Below are 16,198 nucleotides of genomic sequence, written 5' to 3'. Positions count from 1 at the left end.
CGCCGGGCCGCCGACGCGGCGTAGGGTGCCGGCATGCCCACCCCCGGCCCGGCGTCGCGGCGAACGCTCGCCTTCGGCGTGGTCGCGCTGCTCGCCGTCGTCCTCGGCGCCCTGCTCCTGGTCCGCGCCGACGCCGGGCTGAGCACCGCGCGGGCGACGGTGGCCGGGGTGCCGCTGACCGAGGTACGGGCCGACGGCGGGGCCGGTGACCTGCGGCCCGGGGTGGTGATCGCGCACGGCTTCGCCGGGTCGGCCCGGCTGATGCGGCCGCTGGCCGACTCGGTGGCCCGCCAGGGCGGCGTCGCGGTGCTGCTGGACTTCGCCGGTCACGGCGCCAGCGGGTCCCGGCTGCCCGGCGCCGGGCGGGACGAGGAACGCGCCCGGGCGCGGCTGCGGCACGACCTGGACGTGGCGGTCGGGTGGCTGCGCGGGCGTCCCGGCGTCGACAGGGACCGGATCGTCCTGGTCGGGCACTCGATGGGCGCCGGCGCTGTCGTCCGGTACGCGGTGGCGCATCCGGAGATCGACCGGACGGTGGCGATCTCGCTGCCCGACGGCGGTGACGTGCCGGCCGGCTGGCCGGGGAACCTGACGCTGGTGGTGGGCGGGCTGGAGTTCGCCGGCTTCCGCCAGGCCGTCGACGAGGCGACCCGGGACGCGCCACCGGGTTCCCGGACGCGGGTGGTGGCGCCCGGCGTCGAGCACGTGTCGGTGCTGTTCGCGCCGCGTACCCACGCCGCGGTGCTCGACGCGCTCCCGGGCCGTACCGGCGGGCCGGAGCCGTCCCCGCTGACCCGGCCGGGCGGCGCCGGGCTGCTGCTGGCCGGGCTCGCGCTGGGTTTCGTGCCGCTTGCGGCCCTGCTGCCGCGCCGGGCGCGGCCGGGCGCGGGCGGTCCACGTACCGGCTGGTGGCTGGCCGCGACGGTGCCGGCGGCCGGGCTGGGCGCGGTGTTCGCCGCGCTGCTGCCGACCACCCGCCTACCGCTCGCCGTGGGCGGATATGTCGCGGTGTTCCTGCTGCTCACCGGCGTGCTGCTGGCCGCCGCGGCACGCTACGCGCGCCCCGGTGGGACACCGCCGACCGCGAGCGGCGTCCGGTCCGCGGTGGTCGCTGTCGCGTTCCTCGGGTACGCGGTGCTCGCCGTCGCGCTGCCGCTTCATCTCGGGCTCATCTCGACCGTGCCGGTCGGGGCCCGGTGGTGGCTGCTGCCCCTGGTGGCGTTCTGCTGCCTGGTGTTCCTGCTCGGCGCCGAGCGGCTCGCGGGCTGCGACGGCCTCCGCTACGCGGCCACCGGCGGCATCGCCGTGCTGGTGCTGGCCGCCGCGGCGGTGCTCGGCCTGGCGCCCGGGTTCGTGCTGCTGGTGGTGCCGCTGTTCGCCGCGCTGGTGGCCTGGCAGGCGGCCTGGGCCGCGGTGTTGCGCCGCCGGGCCGCGCCGTGGTGGCTGGCGCCGCTGCTCGGGGCGGTGCTGCTGGCCTGGCCGATCGCGACCACGCTGCCGCTGGCCTGACCGGCGCCGGTCGGCTCAGCGCCGGTCGGTCTGCTGTTCCACGGCACGTTGCACGGCCCGGTAGATCTGTCCGAACCGCAGCGCGTCGGGCGTGCGGACCAGCATCGTCTCCCGGCCGTGGTGCTGCACCCACAGTTCGTGCACCCGGTTGCCGCGCTCGTAGGAGCGGTCCAGCCAGCCGAGCGGCACCTCCAGGAACGGAGTGAGCGCCAGGCCGATCACCACGAACGCGGCCAGGATGATCAGGGCCAGTTTCCACTCGCCGCGGTCCTGCGCCGACCAGGCGAGGGAGAGCACGCAGACCACGGCGACGAGGGGTGGCAGCGACAGCAGCAGGACCAGCACCCCGCGTCCCAGCACCCGCCCCCGGACCGCGAGGGTGGTGGCGCCGCGCTCGTGCCAGACGTACGTGACGTCGGCGAGCGCGACGACCCGACCACCCGCGTGGATCGCGTCCGAGGTGACCTGCACCGCGTCGTCCCGGTAATAGAGGGCCATAAATCAGCCTAACCGCGTGTGTCGACACCGGACGGTCGAGCGTCGGTAGGGTGACGGTATGGCGGGCGGGGCCGGGCGAGCAGGACACCTACGGCCTGTTGCGCGGGCTGGGCCTGCTGCCGGACGAGCCGATCACGTTCTGACCCGTCGCGGCAGGACCGGTCGCGGCAGGGTCGGCCGCGGGACGACCGGGCGCGGCCGGCAGGCTCTCCATGGCCCGCTGCACCGCCCGGTAGATCTGGCCGAAGCGCATCGCGTCCCGGGTGTGCAGCAGCCGCACCGGACGACCCCGCCAGTCGGCCCACATCTCCATCTCCCGGCTGCCCCGGGCGTAGGAGCGGTCCAGGTACTCGAAGAGGAAGTCGGCCACCGGCCCGACGGCCAGGCCGATCAGCACCGAGATCCCGACGATGGCGATGGTGACCACCGCCGAGCGTTGCAGCCACACGGCCAGCCCGATGCCCAGCACGGCGGTGACCAGCGGCCCGGCGATCGCGGCCCCGATCGCGCCGCGCCCGGCGAGCACCCGCCACGAGCGTTCGCCCCGCCGGTGCCACACGGTGGTGAGTTCGGCGAGCGGGTAGGTGCGCCCGTCCACCCGTACCGTGGTGGAGGTGACCTGGACGGACCGGTCGTCGAAGTAGGTGATCATGGCTCACTCCCGGTGGCGGGGCGGCGGCGACTCCGGCGGCTACCTGGGGAGTCGCCGACACCACACTGTCTACCCCAACGAGGCGAGCCGTAAGGTTGGCACGCGACTTCGACGAGGAAGTGAGGGCAGCGTGGGCGAGTTCGTCAAGCTGGAATCCAAGGACGGCATCGGCACCATCCGGCTGGAGCGGCCGCCGATGAACGCGCTCAACACCCAGGTGCAGGAGGAGTTGCGCGCCGCCGCTGCGGCGGCCACCGCCGACGCCGAGGTCCGCGCCGTCATCGTGTACGGCGGCGAGAAGGTCTTCGCGGCCGGCGCGGACATCAAGGAGATGGCCGACATGTCCTACGTGGACATGGCGGAGCGCGCGGCCGACCTGTCCAGCGCGCTCGGCGCGATCTCCCGTATCCCCAAGCCGGTCGTGGCCGCGATCACCGGGTACGCGCTCGGTGGCGGCTGCGAGCTGGCGCTGGCCTGCGACTGGCGGATCGTGGCCGAGGACGCCAAGCTCGGCCAGCCGGAGATCAAGCTCGGCATCATCCCGGGCGCGGGCGGCACGCAGCGGCTGGCCCGCCTGGTCGGCCCGGCCCGCGCCAAGGACCTGATCATGACGGGTCGGATGGTCGACGCCGCCGAGGCGCTGCGGATCGGCCTGGCCGACCAGGTGGTGCCGGCCGCGGAGGTCTACGACGCCGCGGTGGCGTACGTGAAGCCGTTCCTGACCGGGCCGGCGCAGGCGCTGCGGGCGGCGAAGGCGGCCGTCGACGCGGGTCTGGACATGGACCTCACCTCGGGCCTGGCCTGGGAGAGTCAGCTCTTCGCGGCGCTGTTCGCCACCGACGACCGGCGCGAGGGCATGACCGCGTTCGTGGAGAAGCGCAAGCCGGGCTTCACCGGCCGCTGACGCGAGAGCTGTTCACATCTGCTGTACCGGCCAGTAACGTGACCCCGGTCGGTCGATGAAGGGGAATGGCATGACGGAACGGGTCGAGGGCCACGGCGGCGATCTGGCGCTCGCGGCACTGCGCGCGCACGGCGTACGGGAGATGTTCACGCTCTCCGGCGGGCACGTCTTCCCGCTCTACGACGCCGCCCACAAGGCGGGCTTCCCCCTCTATGACGTGCGGCACGAGCAGTCCGCCGTGTTCGCCGCCGAGGCGGTGGCCAAGCTCCAGCGCCGCCCCGGCCTGGCCGTGCTCACCGCCGGCCCCGGCGTCACCAACGGCGTCTCCGGCCTGACCAGCGCGTTCTTCAACGCCTCGCCGGTGCTGGTGCTCGGCGGGCGGGCCCCGCAGTTCCGCTGGGGCTCGGGCAGCCTCCAGGAGATGGACCACCTGCCGCTGGTCGCGCCGGTGACCAAGCACGCCGAGACGGTGTTCAGCGCCGACGACATCCCGCGCGCGGTGTCGGCGGCGCTGACCACCGCGCTCACCCCGCACCGCGGCCCGGTGTTCCTGGACTTCCCGCTGGAGGCGGTCTTCTCGGTCGGTGACGCCGACCTGCCGGCGGTCACGCCGCCGGCACCGATCGAGCCGGACCCGGACGAGGTCGCGAAGGCGGCCCGCCTGATCGCCGGCGCGTCCCGGCCGGTGATCATCGCCGGCTCCGACGTGTACGCGGGCGACGCCGTCGAGGCGCTGCGTGCCGCCGCCGAGTCGCTGCGGGTGCCGGTGTTCACAAACGGGATGGGCCGGGGCGCGCTGCCGCCGGAGCACCCGCTCGCGTTCGCCAAGGCCCGCCGGGTCGCGCTCAAGGGCGCCGACGTGGTCGTGGTGATCGGCACCCCGCTGGACTTCCGGCTCTCCTTCGGCGACTTCGGCGACGCCCAGGTCGTGCACGTGGTGGACGCGCCCAGCCAGCGGGCCGGGCACGTGCAGCCGGCCGCCGCGCCCGCCGGTGACCTGCGGCTGATCCTCGGCGCGTTCGCCGACCACACCGGTGACCGGGCCGACCACGCCGACTGGATCGCCGAGCTGCGTACCGCCGAGGACGCGGCGAAGGCCCGCGACGCCGAGGAGATGGCCGCCGAGAGCGACCCGATCCGCCCGGCCCGGATCTACGGCGAGCTGCGCAAGGTGCTCGCCCCGGACGCCGTCACCATCGGCGACGGCGGCGACTTCGTGTCGTACGCCGGGCGCTACCTGGAGCCGGCCCAGCCCGGCACCTGGCTCGACCCCGGCCCGTACGGGTGCCTCGGCACCGGCATGGGCTACGCGATGGGCGCCCGGATCAGCCACCCGGACCGGCAGATCTGCGTGCTGATGGGCGACGGCGCGGCCGGCTTCTCGCTGATGGACGTGGAGTCGCTGGTCCGGCAGAAGCTGCCGGTGGTGATCGTGGTCGGCAACAACGGCATCTGGGGGCTGGAGAAGCACCCGATGCGGGCGATGTACGGCTACGACGTGGCCGCCGACCTCCAGCCCGGGCTGCGCTACGACAAGGTGGTCGAGGCGCTCGGCGGCGGGGGCGAGACGGTGGAGAAGGCGGCCGACCTCGGGCCCGCGCTGGGGCGCGCGTTCGACTCGGGCGTGCCGTACCTGGTGAACGTGCTGACCGACCCGGCTGACGCGTACCCCCGGTCGTCGAACCTGGCCTGACCACGGCGCGTGCGGGCCGTCCGCCGGGTGACCGGCGGGCGGCCCGCGGCGCGTGTCAGACCTCGGGGCGGTCGCGGTCGTCCGGGCGGCGCAGCTCCTCCTCGCGGCGGCGCAGGTCCTCCTCCCACAGCCGCAGCCGTTCCTGGTCCTCGCGGCGGGACCGCTCGTCGAGCGAGGCGAGGAACTCCGGGTCGTCGTCCGGGGCGAGCGGGCGACCGGCCGGGGCGGCGGGCCGGGCCGCGCCGGTGACGCCGGTGGTTCCGGCCGGGCGCTCGCGGCCCACCAGGAACCAGGCGATCGAGCCGACCAGCGGGAAGAACAGAATGATCAGCACCCAGATCATCCGGGGCAGCGCCTTGACCTTCTCCTCGTCGGCGGAGAGGCAACTGATCAGCGCGACGACCGCGAGGACGATCTGAACCAGGAAGAGCAGCACGTAGAGGCGGGCCATGCCCCATGATGGCTCACCCGCGCACGTCAGCGCACCCCGCCCAGCACGTGCGCCACGCCGAGCACCGCAAGTCCGGCCGCCCCGATCGCGGTCAGCGGCACCGACCAGCTGTCGAACCGCCGCGGCCCTGCGCCGGTGGCCCGGTGCCACGTCACCACGAGCACGGCGAGCCAGACCAGGAGCGCTGCTCCGGTCAGCAGCGCGTCGAGGACCCGGCCGGTGAACGCCAGCCGGAGCTGCAGCAGCAGCACCGCGGTCAGCGTGAGCAGCGTCCGCCGCCAGGCCAGCCGGGTGCGTTCGGGTTGCAGGCCGGGGTCGCGGGTCATCCCGCGCCACCCAGCAGCACGGCGGCCACCAGCAGCAGCGCGCCGATCGCGACGATCAGCGCCAGCACGGCCGGGAAGCGGGACGCGGGCAGTTCCTCGTCCAGCCGCATGGCCCGTTCGGTGCGCGCCCAGTGGTCGACCGCCCGGATCGAGACGGTCGCGCCGAGCAGCAGCAGCGCGATCGCGAGCGCCTCGCGCAGGTGGGCCAGGCGCAGCGGCGGGAGGAACTGCGCCGCGGCGAGCCCGCCCGCCACCAGCGCCAGGCCGGTACGCAGCCAGGCCAGGAACGTCCGTTCGTTCGCCAGCGAGAAGCGGTAGTCCGGCGGGTTGCCGACCGAACGCAGCTCACGCGGGTCGAACCAGTTCTTGATCGACTCCCACACGCTGCCGATTATCCGCTTTGCCCCGCGCCTAGCCTGGGGGGATGACCGATCTTGACGCGCGTGAGCTGCGCGCCGCCTACGACGCACAGATCCGACCGGAGCTGCCGGACCCGCTGCCGGACGGGGTGACGGTGGAGCGCGACGGCCCGCTGTTCCGCGTGCTCGGCCTCGACCACCGCGGCTTCCTCACCTACCGGACGCTGGACGGCCTGGCCGGCGCCGAGCTGGACGCGCTGATCGCCCGGCAGGTCGAGGTCTTCCGGGCCCGGGGCGAGTCGGTCGAGTGGAAGCTCGCCGGTCACGACGAGCCGGCCGACCTGGGCGACCGACTGCGCGCCGCCGGCTTCGTGCCGGAGGACCAGGAGACCGTGGTGGTCGGGCCGGTCGCGCCGCTCGCCGCCGCCGTCCCGGTGCTCCCCGAGGGGGTACGCCTGCGCGAGGTCACCAGCCGGGCCGACCTGGAGCGCATCGCCGCCATGGAGGAGGAGGTCTGGCGGGAGGACCGCAGCCACCTGGTGTACGGGCTGGCCCGGGAGATCGAGGCCGATCCGCAGTCGATCACGATCGTGGTGGCCGAGGCCGGGGAGACGGTGGTCAGCGCCGGCTGGATCCGCTACCAGCGCGGCACCGGCTTCGCCAGCCTCTGGGGCGGCTCGACGCTGCCGCAGTGGCGCAAGAAGGGCATCTACCGGGCGCTCGTGGCGTACCGGGCGCGGCTGGCGCAGCAGCGCGGCAAGACGCTGCTGCAGGTGGACTGCTCGCCGGACAGCCGGCCCATCCTGGAGCGGCTCGGACTCGTTGCGGTCACCACCTCCACGCCGTACGTCTACACTCCGTGATCATGGAACGGTTGACGGCGGACGAGCGGCTCATCCTGAAGACCGGTGCGTTCGGCGCGGTCTTCCTGGTCTCCAACGCCGTACCCGGGGTGCTGGCGATGGTGCGGGAGAGCTTCGCCGCCTCCGGCGCGCTCGCCGAGGTGGGGGGCGTGGTCAAGGAGGCGCTCACCACCGGCCCGCTGCCGCAGCTGCCCCGGGACTCGGCCCTGGAGGTCGAGTCCGTGGTGCTGCCCGCGCTGGGCCGGTCGATGGAGATCCTCCGGGCCAAGTCGCCCGCCGACGCCGAGACGTACCGGTCGGTGGTGCTGGCCGCCGCGGAGCGGGTGGCGCAGGCGCACCGGGGGATCGAGCCCGCCGAAGCGGCGGCGATCGAGAAGATCACGCAGGCGCTGGCCGGATCGGTCTGATGCCGGTGACCTGCGTCACTGCGGGCGGCCGGGGCCGTCATGCTACTTGCGGGTAACATTGCGCTCGTGGGGAAGTGCACAGCTGCCCGCGGTTGACCCACGTTCCGTCACGCGGGAGGCTGCGCCCGTGACCGGGCGAGTGATCGCTACACCAAACAGGAGGGTCGTCGAAGCGCGATGAATATCGTCGTACTCGTCAAGCAGGTGCCTGATTCGGGCGCGGACCGCAGCCTGCGTTCTGACGACAACACCGTCGACCGCGGTTCGGCGAACAACGTCATCAATGAGATGGACGAGTACGCCATCGAAGAGGCGTTGAAGATCAAGGAAGCGCATGGTGGTGAGGTCACCATCCTGACGATGGGTCCGGACCGGGCGACCGAGTCGATCCGTAAGGCGCTGTCGATGGGCCCGGACAAGGCCGTGCATGTGGTGGACGACGCCCTGCACGGTTCCTGCGCGGTGGCCACCTCGAAGGTGCTCGCCGCGGCGCTCGGGCAGTTGGGCGCCGATCTGGTCCTGTGCGGTGCGGAGTCGACCGACGGCCGGGTGCAGGTGATGCCGCACATGATCGCCGAGCGGCTGGGTGTGGCCGCGCTGACCGGCGCGCGGAAGCTGACCGTGGACGGGTCGGCCCTGACGGTGGAGCGGCAGACTGAGGAGGGCTACGAGGTGGTGACCGCCTCGACCCCGGCTGTGGTCTCCGTGTGGGACACGATCAACGAGCCGCGGTACCCGTCGTTCAAGGGCATCATGGCGGCCAAGAAGAAGCCGGTGCAGACGCTCTCCCTGGCCGATGTGGGCGTGGCCGCGGCGGAGGTGGGCTTCGACGGCGCCACCAGCGCGGTGGTGGAGCACTCGAAGCGGCCGCCGCGTTCCGGCGGGGAGAAGATCACTGACGAGGGCGACGGCGGCGTGAAGCTGGTCGAGTTCCTCGCCTCCGAGAAGTTCGTGTGAGAGGTCGCTGACATGTCTGAGGTTCTCGTCGTCGTCGAAGCCACGAAGGAATTCGGCGTCAAGAAGGTCACCCTGGAGATGCTCACCCTCGCCCGCGAGCTGGGCACCCCGAGCGCGGTCGTCCTCGGTGGCGCCGGCGCCGCCGAGGCGCTGAGCGCCAAGCTCGGCGAGTACGGCGCGGAGAAGATCTACGCGGCCGAGGGTGAGGAGATCGACGGCTACCTGGTGGCCCCGAAGGCGACTGTGGTCGCCGACCTCGTCGCGCGGGTGCAGCCGGCGGCGGTGCTGCTGGCGTCGTCGCAGGAGGGCAAGGAGATCGCCGCCCGCCTCGCGGTCAAGCTGGACAACGGCATCCTGACCGACGTGGTCGGCCTGGCCGCCGACGGCACCGCCACCCAGGTGGCGTTCGCCGGCTCCACCATCGTCAAGTCCAAGGTCACCAAGGGCCTGCCGCTGGTCACCGTCCGGCCGAACTCGCTCAACCCGGCCCCGGCCGCCGCCACCCCGGCGGTCGAGCAGCTCACCGTGTCGGTCACCGACACCGACAAGCTCGCCAAGGTCGTGGAGCGGGTCGCCGAGCAGAAGGGCTCCCGCCCCGAGCTGACCGAGGCGTCCGTGGTGGTGTCCGGCGGGCGGGGTGTCGGTAACGCGGACAACTTCAAGCTGGTCGAGGAGATGGCCGACCTGCTCGGCGGCGCGGTCGGCGCGTCCCGCGCGGCAGTCGACTCCGGCTACTACCCGCACCAGTTCCAGGTCGGCCAGACCGGCAAGACCGTCTCTCCGCAGCTGTATGTCGCCCTCGGTATCTCCGGGGCGATCCAGCACCGGGCCGGCATGCAAACCTCGAAGACCATCGTCGCGGTCAACAAGGACGCCGAAGCGCCGATCTTCGAACTCGCCGACTACGGCGTGGTCGGCGACCTGTTCAAGGTCGTCCCCCAGGCCGCCGAGGAGATCCGCAAGCGCAAGTGAGCGTCGCGTGAAAAGGCCGCCGCCCGGTGCACCGGGCGGCGGCCTTTCTCGTAGGGAGCTGATCGGCGGGCCGGGGAGCTGAGCCGGCCCGCCGATCAGCCCGTCAGGGTGCCCCTCAGCAGGCTGTCGCCGGAGTGGCCGGGCTTGTTGTCGTACTGCTCCGCGCTGACGTCGACAACGGTGTAGGTGCGCAGGTCGACGTTCGGGGGGATCGGCAGCAGCGCGTCCCCCGAACCGTTGCTCAGCGTACCCACGGAGAACATCTTCATCGTGTTCGGATCGATCAGCCAGACCTCGTAGTACCCCGGAACGCTCGGGAGATTCGCCACGTGCAGATGCAATCGATTGTCACCGAGCACCCGGGCGTCGCCGGAGGCGTCCTTCGGCGTCGAGCCGAACGCGGCGAGCGGCGCGCTGGCCACCACCGGCGGGTCGGGGTCGGCCGGCTCGCCACCGCCGCCGCCGAGCACCGCGGCCGTGCCGGCCACGCCGATCACCGCGGCGGCGGTGGCGGTGACCGCCGTGGTCGCCCACCCCGGCCAGCGCCGGCTCCGCCGCGGACGACGTGCCACCACGGGTACGGCAGCCGGCTCCACCGGGTCGGCCGGGCGCGGCAGGCGCCGCTCGGTCAACGCCGGCAGCTCCTCGGCGGCCCGGATCTCGGCCACGATGCCCTGCCAGATGTGCTCCGGCGGGTCGGGCAGCTCCGCCAGGCCCTGCGTGCCCGCGCCGAGCCCGGCGACGTGCTGGAGCGTCTCCATCTCGCCCCGGCAGTGGTCGCAGGTGCCCAGATGGGTGGCCTCGCCGTCAGCCGCCTCGCTCTCACCGAGCGCCAGAAAGACCAGCCGGTCGTGGTCCAGGTGCTGCACCGTCCACCTCCCATCTGCGTTTCAGGCTCTGCATGCCGCGTCTGATGTGACTCTTGACGGTGCCGAGCGGCACTCCGGTCACCGCCGCGATCTGCTGATGTGTCAGGTCGTCGTAGAACGCCAGCTCCAGCATCCGGCGCTGTTCGTCGGGGAGCCGGGCCAGCTCGTCGGCGACCACCAGCCGGTCGACCACCGTGTCCGGGTCGGGGCCGGTGGAGACCGGTTCCGGCAGTTGCTTCACCGTCTCGACCACCCGGGTCTCCCGGGCCGAGGCCCGGATCCGGTCGACCACCTTGCGCCGCCCGATTCCGAGCAGCCAGCCGACCAGTGAGCCTTTCGCCGGGTCGAACGTCTCCCGGCCGAGCCAGGCGGCGACGAACGTCGCCTGGGTCACGTCCTCGGCGTCACTGCGGTTCACGAGCGTCGTGGTGGCCAGGTGCAGCACCGCCCGCCCGTACCTGTCGTACGCCTCTCGCAGGGCCGCCTCGTCGCCGTCGCGGAACCGGGTGGCGAGGTCGTCCTCGCCCGGCGGTTCGGGGCCCTGCCTGGCCGCCGTCACCGGGCGGCTCGCCTTCCGTGGGGCATGCCCGACTGTAACTCCCACAGCCCCCGCCCCACTCTCCCGGTGTGTCCGCCACGACCCTCGTCACCTCTCCTTCGTCGCCGGAGGCTCCGGCGGATGCGCCCGGAGACGGGAAAAAGAAATCGGATCCGGGCGCATCCGGGGGCCACGGAGCCGGCGTAACCCGTTCTGCAAGCCAGGCCTGACGAATCAGCATGAACTACCAGGAGGCAGACAATGCAGTACGCGATGTTCCGTCGGGTCGCCGCGGGCGGCGCGGTGGCCGCCCTCACCTTCGCCGGCGTCGGCGCCGCCACCATGAGCCCGGCCTACGCCGCCTCGTCGAAGGTCTCCGTGGTCCACGGCATTCCGGACACCCCGGTCGACGTGTACGTCAACGGCGAGAAGACGCTTAACAACTTCAAGCCGGGCGACGTGGCCGGCCCGCTCACCCTGCCCGAGGGGGAGTACGACATCGCCCTGACCAAGCCCGGCGAGGCGATCGACAAGGCGATCCTGAAGGTGGACGACGCCGCGGTGCCGGGCGGGGCGAACATCAGCCTCGCCGCGCACCTGAGCGCCGACGGCAACCCGCAGATCACGCCGTTCGTCAACGACGTGTCCAAGGTGGGCGCCGGCAAGGCCCGGCTGATCGTCCGGCACACCGCGGCCGCCCCGGCCGTCGACGTGCGGGCCGGCGGCAAGCCGGTCTTCGAGGATCTGACCAACCCGAAGGAGGCCAAGGCGGACGTGGCCGCCGGCTCGGTGAAGGCGGACGTGGTGCTCGCCGGCACCGACACCGTCGCCATCGGCCCGGCCGACCTGAACCTCAAGGAGGGCACCGCCACCATCGTCTACGCGATCGGCTCGGCCGAGGCGAAGAACCTGAGCGTGGTCGCCCAGACCATCACCGGCCTGCACTCGGCTCCGGGCGGCGTGCCCAGCGGCACCGGCGGCCAGGCCGGCACTGGCGTGGACACCTGGTGGTACGTCCTGGCCGGGGCCGGCGTGCTGCTCCTGGTCGGCGGCGGTGCGCGGGTGGCGGCAACCGCCCGGGCCGGTCGCCGGTGACGGTGCGCAACCGCGGGGCGCTGGCGGCGATGGCCGCCGGCGCCGCCGCGCTCACCCTGGCGGGCGTGGTGGCGTGCGGATCCGAGCCCGCCGAGGACGTCGGCGGCGACGAGGTGACGGCCCTGGCCAGTGCCACTCCCACGCCGGCCCCGGCGGCGACCGGCGGCGGTTCGGTTCCGGTGAACCCGGGCACGCTGCCCGCCGGCAGTGAGATCGTGCCGCCGGTGAAGCTCAGCATCCCGCCGATCCGGGTCACCGCCACCGTCAATCCGGTGGGCGTCAACGAGCGCACCGACGAGTTCGAGGTCCCGCCCAGCGTGGACCAGGTCGGCTGGTACCGCTACGGCCCGGGCCTGGAGGCCGACGCCGGCTCGGTGGTGATCGCCGGGCACGTGGACAGCGCCGAGCAGGGCAAGGGCGCGTTCTTCCGGCTGCGCGAGCTGGGCCAGGGCGACAAGCTCACCGCCACCGGCGCGGACGGACGCGAGCGCTCCTACCGGGTGGTGGCCCGGGAGGAGTACCGGAAGTCGAAGATCCCGCTGGAGCGGTACTTCGCGCGCGACGGCAAGCCCCGGCTCACGCTGATCACCTGCGGCGGGCCGTTCGACGCGAAGACCCGCAGCTACCGGGACAACATCGTGGTCACGGCGGTTCCCGCGTGATTGCGGCCGTTCGGTCGTGAGCGGGCCGGACCGCCCCGGGTGGGACGGGGCGGTCCGGCCCCCGGCCGCGGGTTCGCAGGCCGTTAGGCTGAACGGTGATGGCATACCTTGATCATGCGGCGACGACCCCGATGCTGGACGAGGCACTCGAGGCGTACGTCGCGACCGCCCGCGAGGTGGGGAACGCGTCGTCGCTGCACGCGGCGGGCCGCCGTGCCCGGCGGCGGGTGGAGGAGTCCCGCGAGCGGGTGGCCGCCGCGCTCGGTGCCCGGCCCTCCGAGGTGATCTTCACCGGTGGCGGGACGGAGAGCGACAACCTCGCCGTGAAGGGCGTGTTCTGGGCCCGTCGCGCGGCCCGGGCCGACCGGGTCCGGGTGGTCTCCAGCTCGATCGAGCACCACGCCGTACTGGACGCGGTGGACTGGCTGGTCGAGCACGAGGGCGCCCAGGCCGGTCTCCTTCCGGTCGACGCGGTCGGCCGGCTCGACCCGGAGCGGTTGCGCGCCGAGCTGGCCGAGCACGGCGAGCGCGTCGCGGTGGTCACCGCCATGTGGGCGAACAACGAGGTGGGCACCGTCCAGCCGGTCGCCGAGCTGGCCGCTGTCGCCGCCGAGCACGGGGTGCCGTTCCACACCGACGCCATCCAGGCGGTCGGGCAGGTGCCTGTCGACTTCGCCGCCAGCGGCGTGTCCGCGCTCACCGTGACCGGGCACAAGCTCGGCGGGCCGACCGGCGTGGGCGCGCTGCTGCTGGCCCGCGACGTGGCCGCCACCCCGCTGCTGCACGGCGGCGGCCAGGAGCGCGACGTCCGCTCCGGCACGCTGGACACCGCCGGCATCGTCGCGTTCGCGGTCGCCGTCGAGGCCGCGGTGAAGGGCCAGCAGGAGTACGCGGCCCGCGTCGCCGCGCTCCGCGACGAACTGGTCGAGCGGGTCCGGCAGGCGGTCCCCGAGGTGATCTTCAACGGGGACCCGGCCGACCGGCTCCCCGGCAACGCGCACTTCTCCTTCCCCGGCTGCGAGGGGGACGCGCTGCTGCTGCTCCTGGACGCCCAGGGCATCGCCTGCTCCACCGGGTCGGCCTGCTCGGCCGGGGTGGCCCAGCCCTCGCACGTGCTGCTGGCCATGGGCGCGGACGACGACCGGGCCCGGTCCTCGCTGCGCTTCACGCTCGGGCACACCAGCACCGGCGCGGACGTGGACGCGCTGATCGCCGCGCTGCCCGCCGCTGTGGAGCGGGCCCGCCGCGCGGCCGCCCTCCGTACGCCCCGCTGACCCGGATACGCTCGGTGAGGACGAGGGGAGTGGGCCGGTGAGGGTTCTGGCGGCGATGTCGGGCGGGGTGGACTCCGCCGTCGCGGCGGCGCGGGCGGTGGAGGCCGGGCACGACGTGACGGGCGTGCACCTGGCACTGGCCCGCAACCCGCAGACCTACCGCACCGGGGCCCGGGGCTGCTGCACGCTGGAGGACTCCCGGGACGCCCGGCGCGCCGCCGACGTGCTCGGCATCCCGTTCTACGTGTGGGACATGGCCGACCGGTTCCACGACGACGTGGTGGACGACTTCGTGGCCGAGTACGCCGCCGGGCGTACCCCGAATCCCTGCCTGCGCTGCAACGAGAAGATCAAGTTCGCGGCGGTGCTGGACCGGGCCGTGGCCCTGGGCTTCGACGCCGTGGTGACCGGCCACCACGCCCGGCTCGGCGCGGACGGCCTGCTGCGGCGCAGCGTCGACGCGGCCAAGGACCAGTCGTACGTGCTGGCGGTGCTGACCCGCGCGCAGCTCGACCGGTCGATCTTCCCGCTCGGCGACTCGACCAAGGCCGAGGTGCGCGCGGAGGCCGCCCGGCGCGGTCTCGCGGTGGCCGACAAGCCGGACTCGCACGACATCTGCTTCATCGCCGACGGCGACACCCGCGGCTTCCTCGCCGAGCGGCTCGGCGAGGCGCCCGGCCAGGTGGTGGACGCGCTCACCGGCGCGGTGGTGGGCAGCCACAGCGGCGCCTACCAGTACACCGTCGGGCAGCGGCGCGGCCTGCACCTCGACCGCCCGGCGCCGGACGGCCGGCCCCGCTACGTGCTGTCCATCACCCCGACCACGAACACGGTGACGGTCGGCCCGGCCGAGGCGCTGGAGGTCTCCGACGTACGCGCGACCCGCCCGGTGTGGACCGGCGGGCCGCGCCCGGACGGGCCGGTCGAGTGCGAGGTGCAGCTGCGGGCGCACGGCGACGTGGTGCCGGCCGCCGTCGAGGTCGACGCGGACGGCCTGCGCGCGTCGTTGCGCCGCCCGGTCAGGGGTGTCGCCGCCGGCCAGGCGATCGTGGCCTACCGGCCGGACCCGGCCGGAGACGTGGTCCTCGGCTCCGCCACCATCACCGCCGCCTGACCTCGCATCGGCAGCGGATAGGCTGCGGCCGTGACTGAGCAGGCGTGGCCCTGGCCCACCGGAGCGGCGACCGGCATCGGGTCGCTGCCCGGCACCGACATCGCCGAGGCGCAGCGGATCGTGCTCGGCGAGCTGCCCACCCTGCCGCACCTGCCCGAGCTGCCCGCCCGGGGACCGGGCGCGGACCTCGTCGGCCGCACCGCCGGCCTGCTCGTCGAACTGCCCGTCGAGCTGTACGCGGCCCGCTGGCGGATCGCCCCGCGCCCCGGCCGTGACCTGCGCCGCGCCCGCGACCTGATGGAACGCGACCTGGACCAGCTCGCCGAGCAGGCCGAGGAGTACGCCGGCCCGGTAAAGGTCCAGGCGGCCGGCCCGTTCACCCTGGCCGCCGCGCTGGAGCTGCCGATCGGCGGCCGGATGCTGCGCGACCCGGGCGCGGTACGCGACCTCGCCGGCTCGCTCGGCGAAGGGTTGCGCGGGCACGTCGAGGCGGTCGCCCGGCGGCTGCCCCGCGCCTCGGTGCTGCTCCAGCTCGACGAGCCGTCCCTGCCGACCGTGCTGGCCGGGCGGGTGCCCACCGAGAGCGGCTTCGGCACCCACCGTCCGGTGGAGACCGAGGTGGCGCGGGGACTGCTGCGCGACGTGTTCGAGGCGGCGGGCGTACCGGCTCTGGTGCACTGCTGCGCGCCGGACGTACCGCTGGAGCTGATCCGGTCCGCCGGCGCGGTGGGCGTCGCGCTCGACCTGTCGCTGGTCACCGACCTCGACCCGCTCGGCGAGGCGATCGACGCCGGGCTCGGCCTGCTGGCCGGCGCCGCGCCGACGCTGCCACCGGCCTCCGGCCGGGCGCCGACGTCGGCCGAGGTCGCCGGCCGGGTCCGCCGGGTCTGGGACCAGCTCGGCTTCCCCCGCCGCCGGCTGGCCGATCAGGTGGTGGTCACCCCCGCGTGCGGCCTGGCCGGCGCCACCCCGGCGTACGCCCGCGCGGTGCTCACCGCCTGCCGCGACGCGGGCCGGCGGCTCGCCGAGGACTGACGTTTTCCGTCGTACCCGCC

The 16,198-nt window shown here is 74.0% G+C and carries 19 protein-coding genes; 12 read left to right on the top strand and 7 right to left on the bottom strand.

Annotation, left to right across the window (positions count from 1 at the left end):
* Nucleotides 1-33: 33 nt before the first annotated feature.
* On the top strand, nt 34-1,509 hold the full coding sequence (locus tag KBX43_RS05710) for an alpha/beta fold hydrolase (protein ID WP_210883567.1): 1,476 nt from the start codon (nt 34-36) through the stop codon (nt 1,507-1,509).
* A gap of 15 nt (nt 1,510-1,524) precedes the next feature.
* Here KBX43_RS05710 and KBX43_RS05705 read toward each other — a convergent pair whose 3' ends face one another.
* Together KBX43_RS05705 and KBX43_RS05700 are read right to left on the bottom strand one after the other, a co-directional pair.
* Entirely contained in the window at nt 1,525-2,007 is a 483-nt protein-coding gene (locus KBX43_RS05705) for a DUF6232 family protein (protein WP_064446971.1), read from the bottom strand.
* 88 nt (nt 2,008-2,095) lie between these two features.
* Nucleotides 2,096-2,659, bottom strand: a complete 564-nt coding sequence (locus KBX43_RS05700) for a DUF6232 family protein (RefSeq protein ID WP_043326076.1) — start codon at nt 2,657-2,659, stop codon at nt 2,096-2,098.
* A gap of 130 nt (nt 2,660-2,789) precedes the next feature.
* On the opposite strand from KBX43_RS05700, the gene KBX43_RS05695 reads away from it, so the two are divergent.
* Together KBX43_RS05695 and KBX43_RS05690 are read left to right on the top strand one after the other, a co-directional pair.
* The gene (locus KBX43_RS05695) at nt 2,790-3,563 is read left to right on the top strand and encodes an enoyl-CoA hydratase-related protein (protein ID WP_043326074.1); all 774 of its coding nucleotides are present in this window, start codon (nt 2,790-2,792) and stop codon (nt 3,561-3,563) included.
* A 70-nt stretch (nt 3,564-3,633) separates the two neighbouring features.
* Nucleotides 3,634-5,256: an acetolactate synthase gene (locus KBX43_RS05690; RefSeq protein ID WP_043326072.1), complete on the top strand. Its 1,623-nt coding sequence runs from the start codon at nt 3,634-3,636 to the stop codon at nt 5,254-5,256.
* A 55-nt stretch (nt 5,257-5,311) separates the two neighbouring features.
* Here the strand turns inward: KBX43_RS05690 and KBX43_RS05685 are convergent, their stop codons facing one another.
* From KBX43_RS05685 to KBX43_RS05675, 3 genes are read right to left on the bottom strand one after another with little or no spacing between them, the layout of a single operon-like run.
* A complete protein-coding gene (locus KBX43_RS05685; protein ID WP_030500922.1) occupies nt 5,312-5,707 on the bottom strand; it encodes a PLD nuclease N-terminal domain-containing protein in 396 nt (131 codons plus the stop codon).
* A gap of 26 nt (nt 5,708-5,733) precedes the next feature.
* On the bottom strand, nt 5,734-6,033 hold the full coding sequence (locus KBX43_RS05680) for a DUF202 domain-containing protein (protein WP_030500921.1): 300 nt from the start codon (nt 6,031-6,033) through the stop codon (nt 5,734-5,736).
* On the bottom strand, nt 6,030-6,416 hold the full coding sequence (locus tag KBX43_RS05675) for a YidH family protein (RefSeq protein ID WP_030500920.1): 387 nt from the start codon (nt 6,414-6,416) through the stop codon (nt 6,030-6,032). The genes KBX43_RS05680 and KBX43_RS05675 overlap by 4 nt, the downstream gene beginning before the upstream one ends.
* A gap of 41 nt (nt 6,417-6,457) precedes the next feature.
* Here KBX43_RS05675 and KBX43_RS05670 point away from each other — a divergent pair, with 41 nt between their 5' ends.
* From KBX43_RS05670 to KBX43_RS05655, 4 genes are all read left to right on the top strand, one after another.
* Nucleotides 6,458-7,255, top strand: a complete 798-nt coding sequence (locus KBX43_RS05670) for a GNAT family N-acetyltransferase (protein ID WP_030500919.1) — start codon at nt 6,458-6,460, stop codon at nt 7,253-7,255.
* A 2-nt stretch (nt 7,256-7,257) separates the two neighbouring features.
* Nucleotides 7,258-7,662: a hypothetical protein gene (locus KBX43_RS05665; protein ID WP_113972343.1), complete on the top strand. Its 405-nt coding sequence runs from the start codon at nt 7,258-7,260 to the stop codon at nt 7,660-7,662.
* Between the two features lie 177 nt (nt 7,663-7,839).
* Nucleotides 7,840-8,619: an electron transfer flavoprotein subunit beta/FixA family protein gene (locus KBX43_RS05660; protein WP_069090197.1), complete on the top strand. Its 780-nt coding sequence runs from the start codon at nt 7,840-7,842 to the stop codon at nt 8,617-8,619.
* A 12-nt stretch (nt 8,620-8,631) separates the two neighbouring features.
* A complete protein-coding gene (locus KBX43_RS05655) occupies nt 8,632-9,591 on the top strand; it encodes an electron transfer flavoprotein subunit alpha/FixB family protein (RefSeq protein WP_113971864.1) in 960 nt (319 codons plus the stop codon).
* 95 nt (nt 9,592-9,686) lie between these two features.
* Here the strand turns inward: KBX43_RS05655 and KBX43_RS05650 are convergent, their stop codons facing one another.
* Both KBX43_RS05650 and KBX43_RS05645 read right to left on the bottom strand, forming a co-directional pair.
* Nucleotides 9,687-10,460 carry an anti-sigma factor gene (locus tag KBX43_RS05650; RefSeq protein ID WP_064446974.1) on the bottom strand — a complete coding sequence of 258 codons (774 nt, stop codon included), beginning with the start codon at nt 10,458-10,460 and terminating at the stop codon, nt 9,687-9,689.
* Nucleotides 10,414-11,019: an RNA polymerase sigma factor gene (locus tag KBX43_RS05645; protein ID WP_013284457.1), complete on the bottom strand. Its 606-nt coding sequence runs from the start codon at nt 11,017-11,019 to the stop codon at nt 10,414-10,416. Before KBX43_RS05645 ends, KBX43_RS05650 begins: the two co-directional genes overlap by 47 nt.
* A 240-nt stretch (nt 11,020-11,259) precedes the next feature.
* Between KBX43_RS05645 and KBX43_RS05640 the strand changes: the two genes are divergently transcribed.
* The 5 genes from KBX43_RS05640 to KBX43_RS05620 all read left to right on the top strand — a co-directional run bounded on the left by KBX43_RS05640 (nt 11,260) and on the right by KBX43_RS05620 (nt 16,178).
* Complete coding sequence (locus KBX43_RS05640) at nt 11,260-12,093, top strand: DUF4397 domain-containing protein (protein ID WP_069087611.1); 834 nt, start codon at nt 11,260-11,262, stop codon at nt 12,091-12,093.
* Nucleotides 12,090-12,755, top strand: a complete 666-nt coding sequence (locus KBX43_RS05635) for a class F sortase (protein ID WP_064446976.1) — start codon at nt 12,090-12,092, stop codon at nt 12,753-12,755. Before KBX43_RS05640 ends, KBX43_RS05635 begins: the two co-directional genes overlap by 4 nt.
* A gap of 98 nt (nt 12,756-12,853) precedes the next feature.
* Nucleotides 12,854-14,029 carry a cysteine desulfurase family protein gene (locus tag KBX43_RS05630; protein WP_113971863.1) on the top strand — a complete coding sequence of 392 codons (1,176 nt, stop codon included), beginning with the start codon at nt 12,854-12,856 and terminating at the stop codon, nt 14,027-14,029.
* Between the two features lie 37 nt (nt 14,030-14,066).
* Nucleotides 14,067-15,143 (top strand): tRNA 2-thiouridine(34) synthase MnmA, encoded by a 1,077-nt coding sequence (mnmA, locus tag KBX43_RS05625; RefSeq protein ID WP_013284461.1) that lies wholly within the window; start codon nt 14,067-14,069, stop codon nt 15,141-15,143.
* A 30-nt stretch (nt 15,144-15,173) separates the two neighbouring features.
* The gene (locus KBX43_RS05620) at nt 15,174-16,178 is read left to right on the top strand and encodes a methionine synthase (RefSeq protein WP_210883565.1); all 1,005 of its coding nucleotides are present in this window, start codon (nt 15,174-15,176) and stop codon (nt 16,176-16,178) included.
* The last annotated feature ends 20 nt before the right edge of the window (nt 16,179-16,198 follow it).

The sequence above is a fragment of the Micromonospora sp. C41 genome, from assembly GCF_018070485.1.
Classification (GTDB): Bacteria; Actinomycetota; Actinomycetes; order Mycobacteriales; family Micromonosporaceae; genus Micromonospora; species Micromonospora chalcea.
Note: the sequence above shows the minus strand (reverse complement) of the source record. Positions and strands in the feature narration are given on the sequence as shown.

What these genes read in the sequence shown, in the direction of transcription:
- KBX43_RS05640 (WP_069087611.1), top strand. Translation starts at nt 11,260, where the DNA reads ATGCAGTACGCGATGTTCCGTCGGGTCGCCGCGGGCGGCGCGGTGGCC.
- KBX43_RS05700 (WP_043326076.1), bottom strand. Translation starts at nt 2,659, where the DNA reads ATGATCACCTACTTCGACGACCGGTCCGTCCAGGTCACCTCCACCACG.
- KBX43_RS05660 (WP_069090197.1), top strand. Translation starts at nt 7,840, where the DNA reads ATGAATATCGTCGTACTCGTCAAGCAGGTGCCTGATTCGGGCGCGGAC.
- KBX43_RS05685 (WP_030500922.1), bottom strand. Translation starts at nt 5,707, where the DNA reads ATGGCCCGCCTCTACGTGCTGCTCTTCCTGGTTCAGATCGTCCTCGCG.
- KBX43_RS05705 (WP_064446971.1), bottom strand. Translation starts at nt 2,007, where the DNA reads ATGGCCCTCTATTACCGGGACGACGCGGTGCAGGTCACCTCGGACGCG.
- KBX43_RS05665 (WP_113972343.1), top strand. Translation starts at nt 7,258, where the DNA reads ATGGAACGGTTGACGGCGGACGAGCGGCTCATCCTGAAGACCGGTGCG.
- KBX43_RS05630 (WP_113971863.1), top strand. Translation starts at nt 12,854, where the DNA reads ATGGCATACCTTGATCATGCGGCGACGACCCCGATGCTGGACGAGGCA.
- KBX43_RS05670 (WP_030500919.1), top strand. Translation starts at nt 6,458, where the DNA reads ATGACCGATCTTGACGCGCGTGAGCTGCGCGCCGCCTACGACGCACAG.
- KBX43_RS05690 (WP_043326072.1), top strand. Translation starts at nt 3,634, where the DNA reads ATGACGGAACGGGTCGAGGGCCACGGCGGCGATCTGGCGCTCGCGGCA.
- KBX43_RS05680 (WP_030500921.1), bottom strand. Translation starts at nt 6,033, where the DNA reads ATGACCCGCGACCCCGGCCTGCAACCCGAACGCACCCGGCTGGCCTGG.
- KBX43_RS05655 (WP_113971864.1), top strand. Translation starts at nt 8,632, where the DNA reads ATGTCTGAGGTTCTCGTCGTCGTCGAAGCCACGAAGGAATTCGGCGTC.
- KBX43_RS05710 (WP_210883567.1), top strand. Translation starts at nt 34, where the DNA reads ATGCCCACCCCCGGCCCGGCGTCGCGGCGAACGCTCGCCTTCGGCGTG.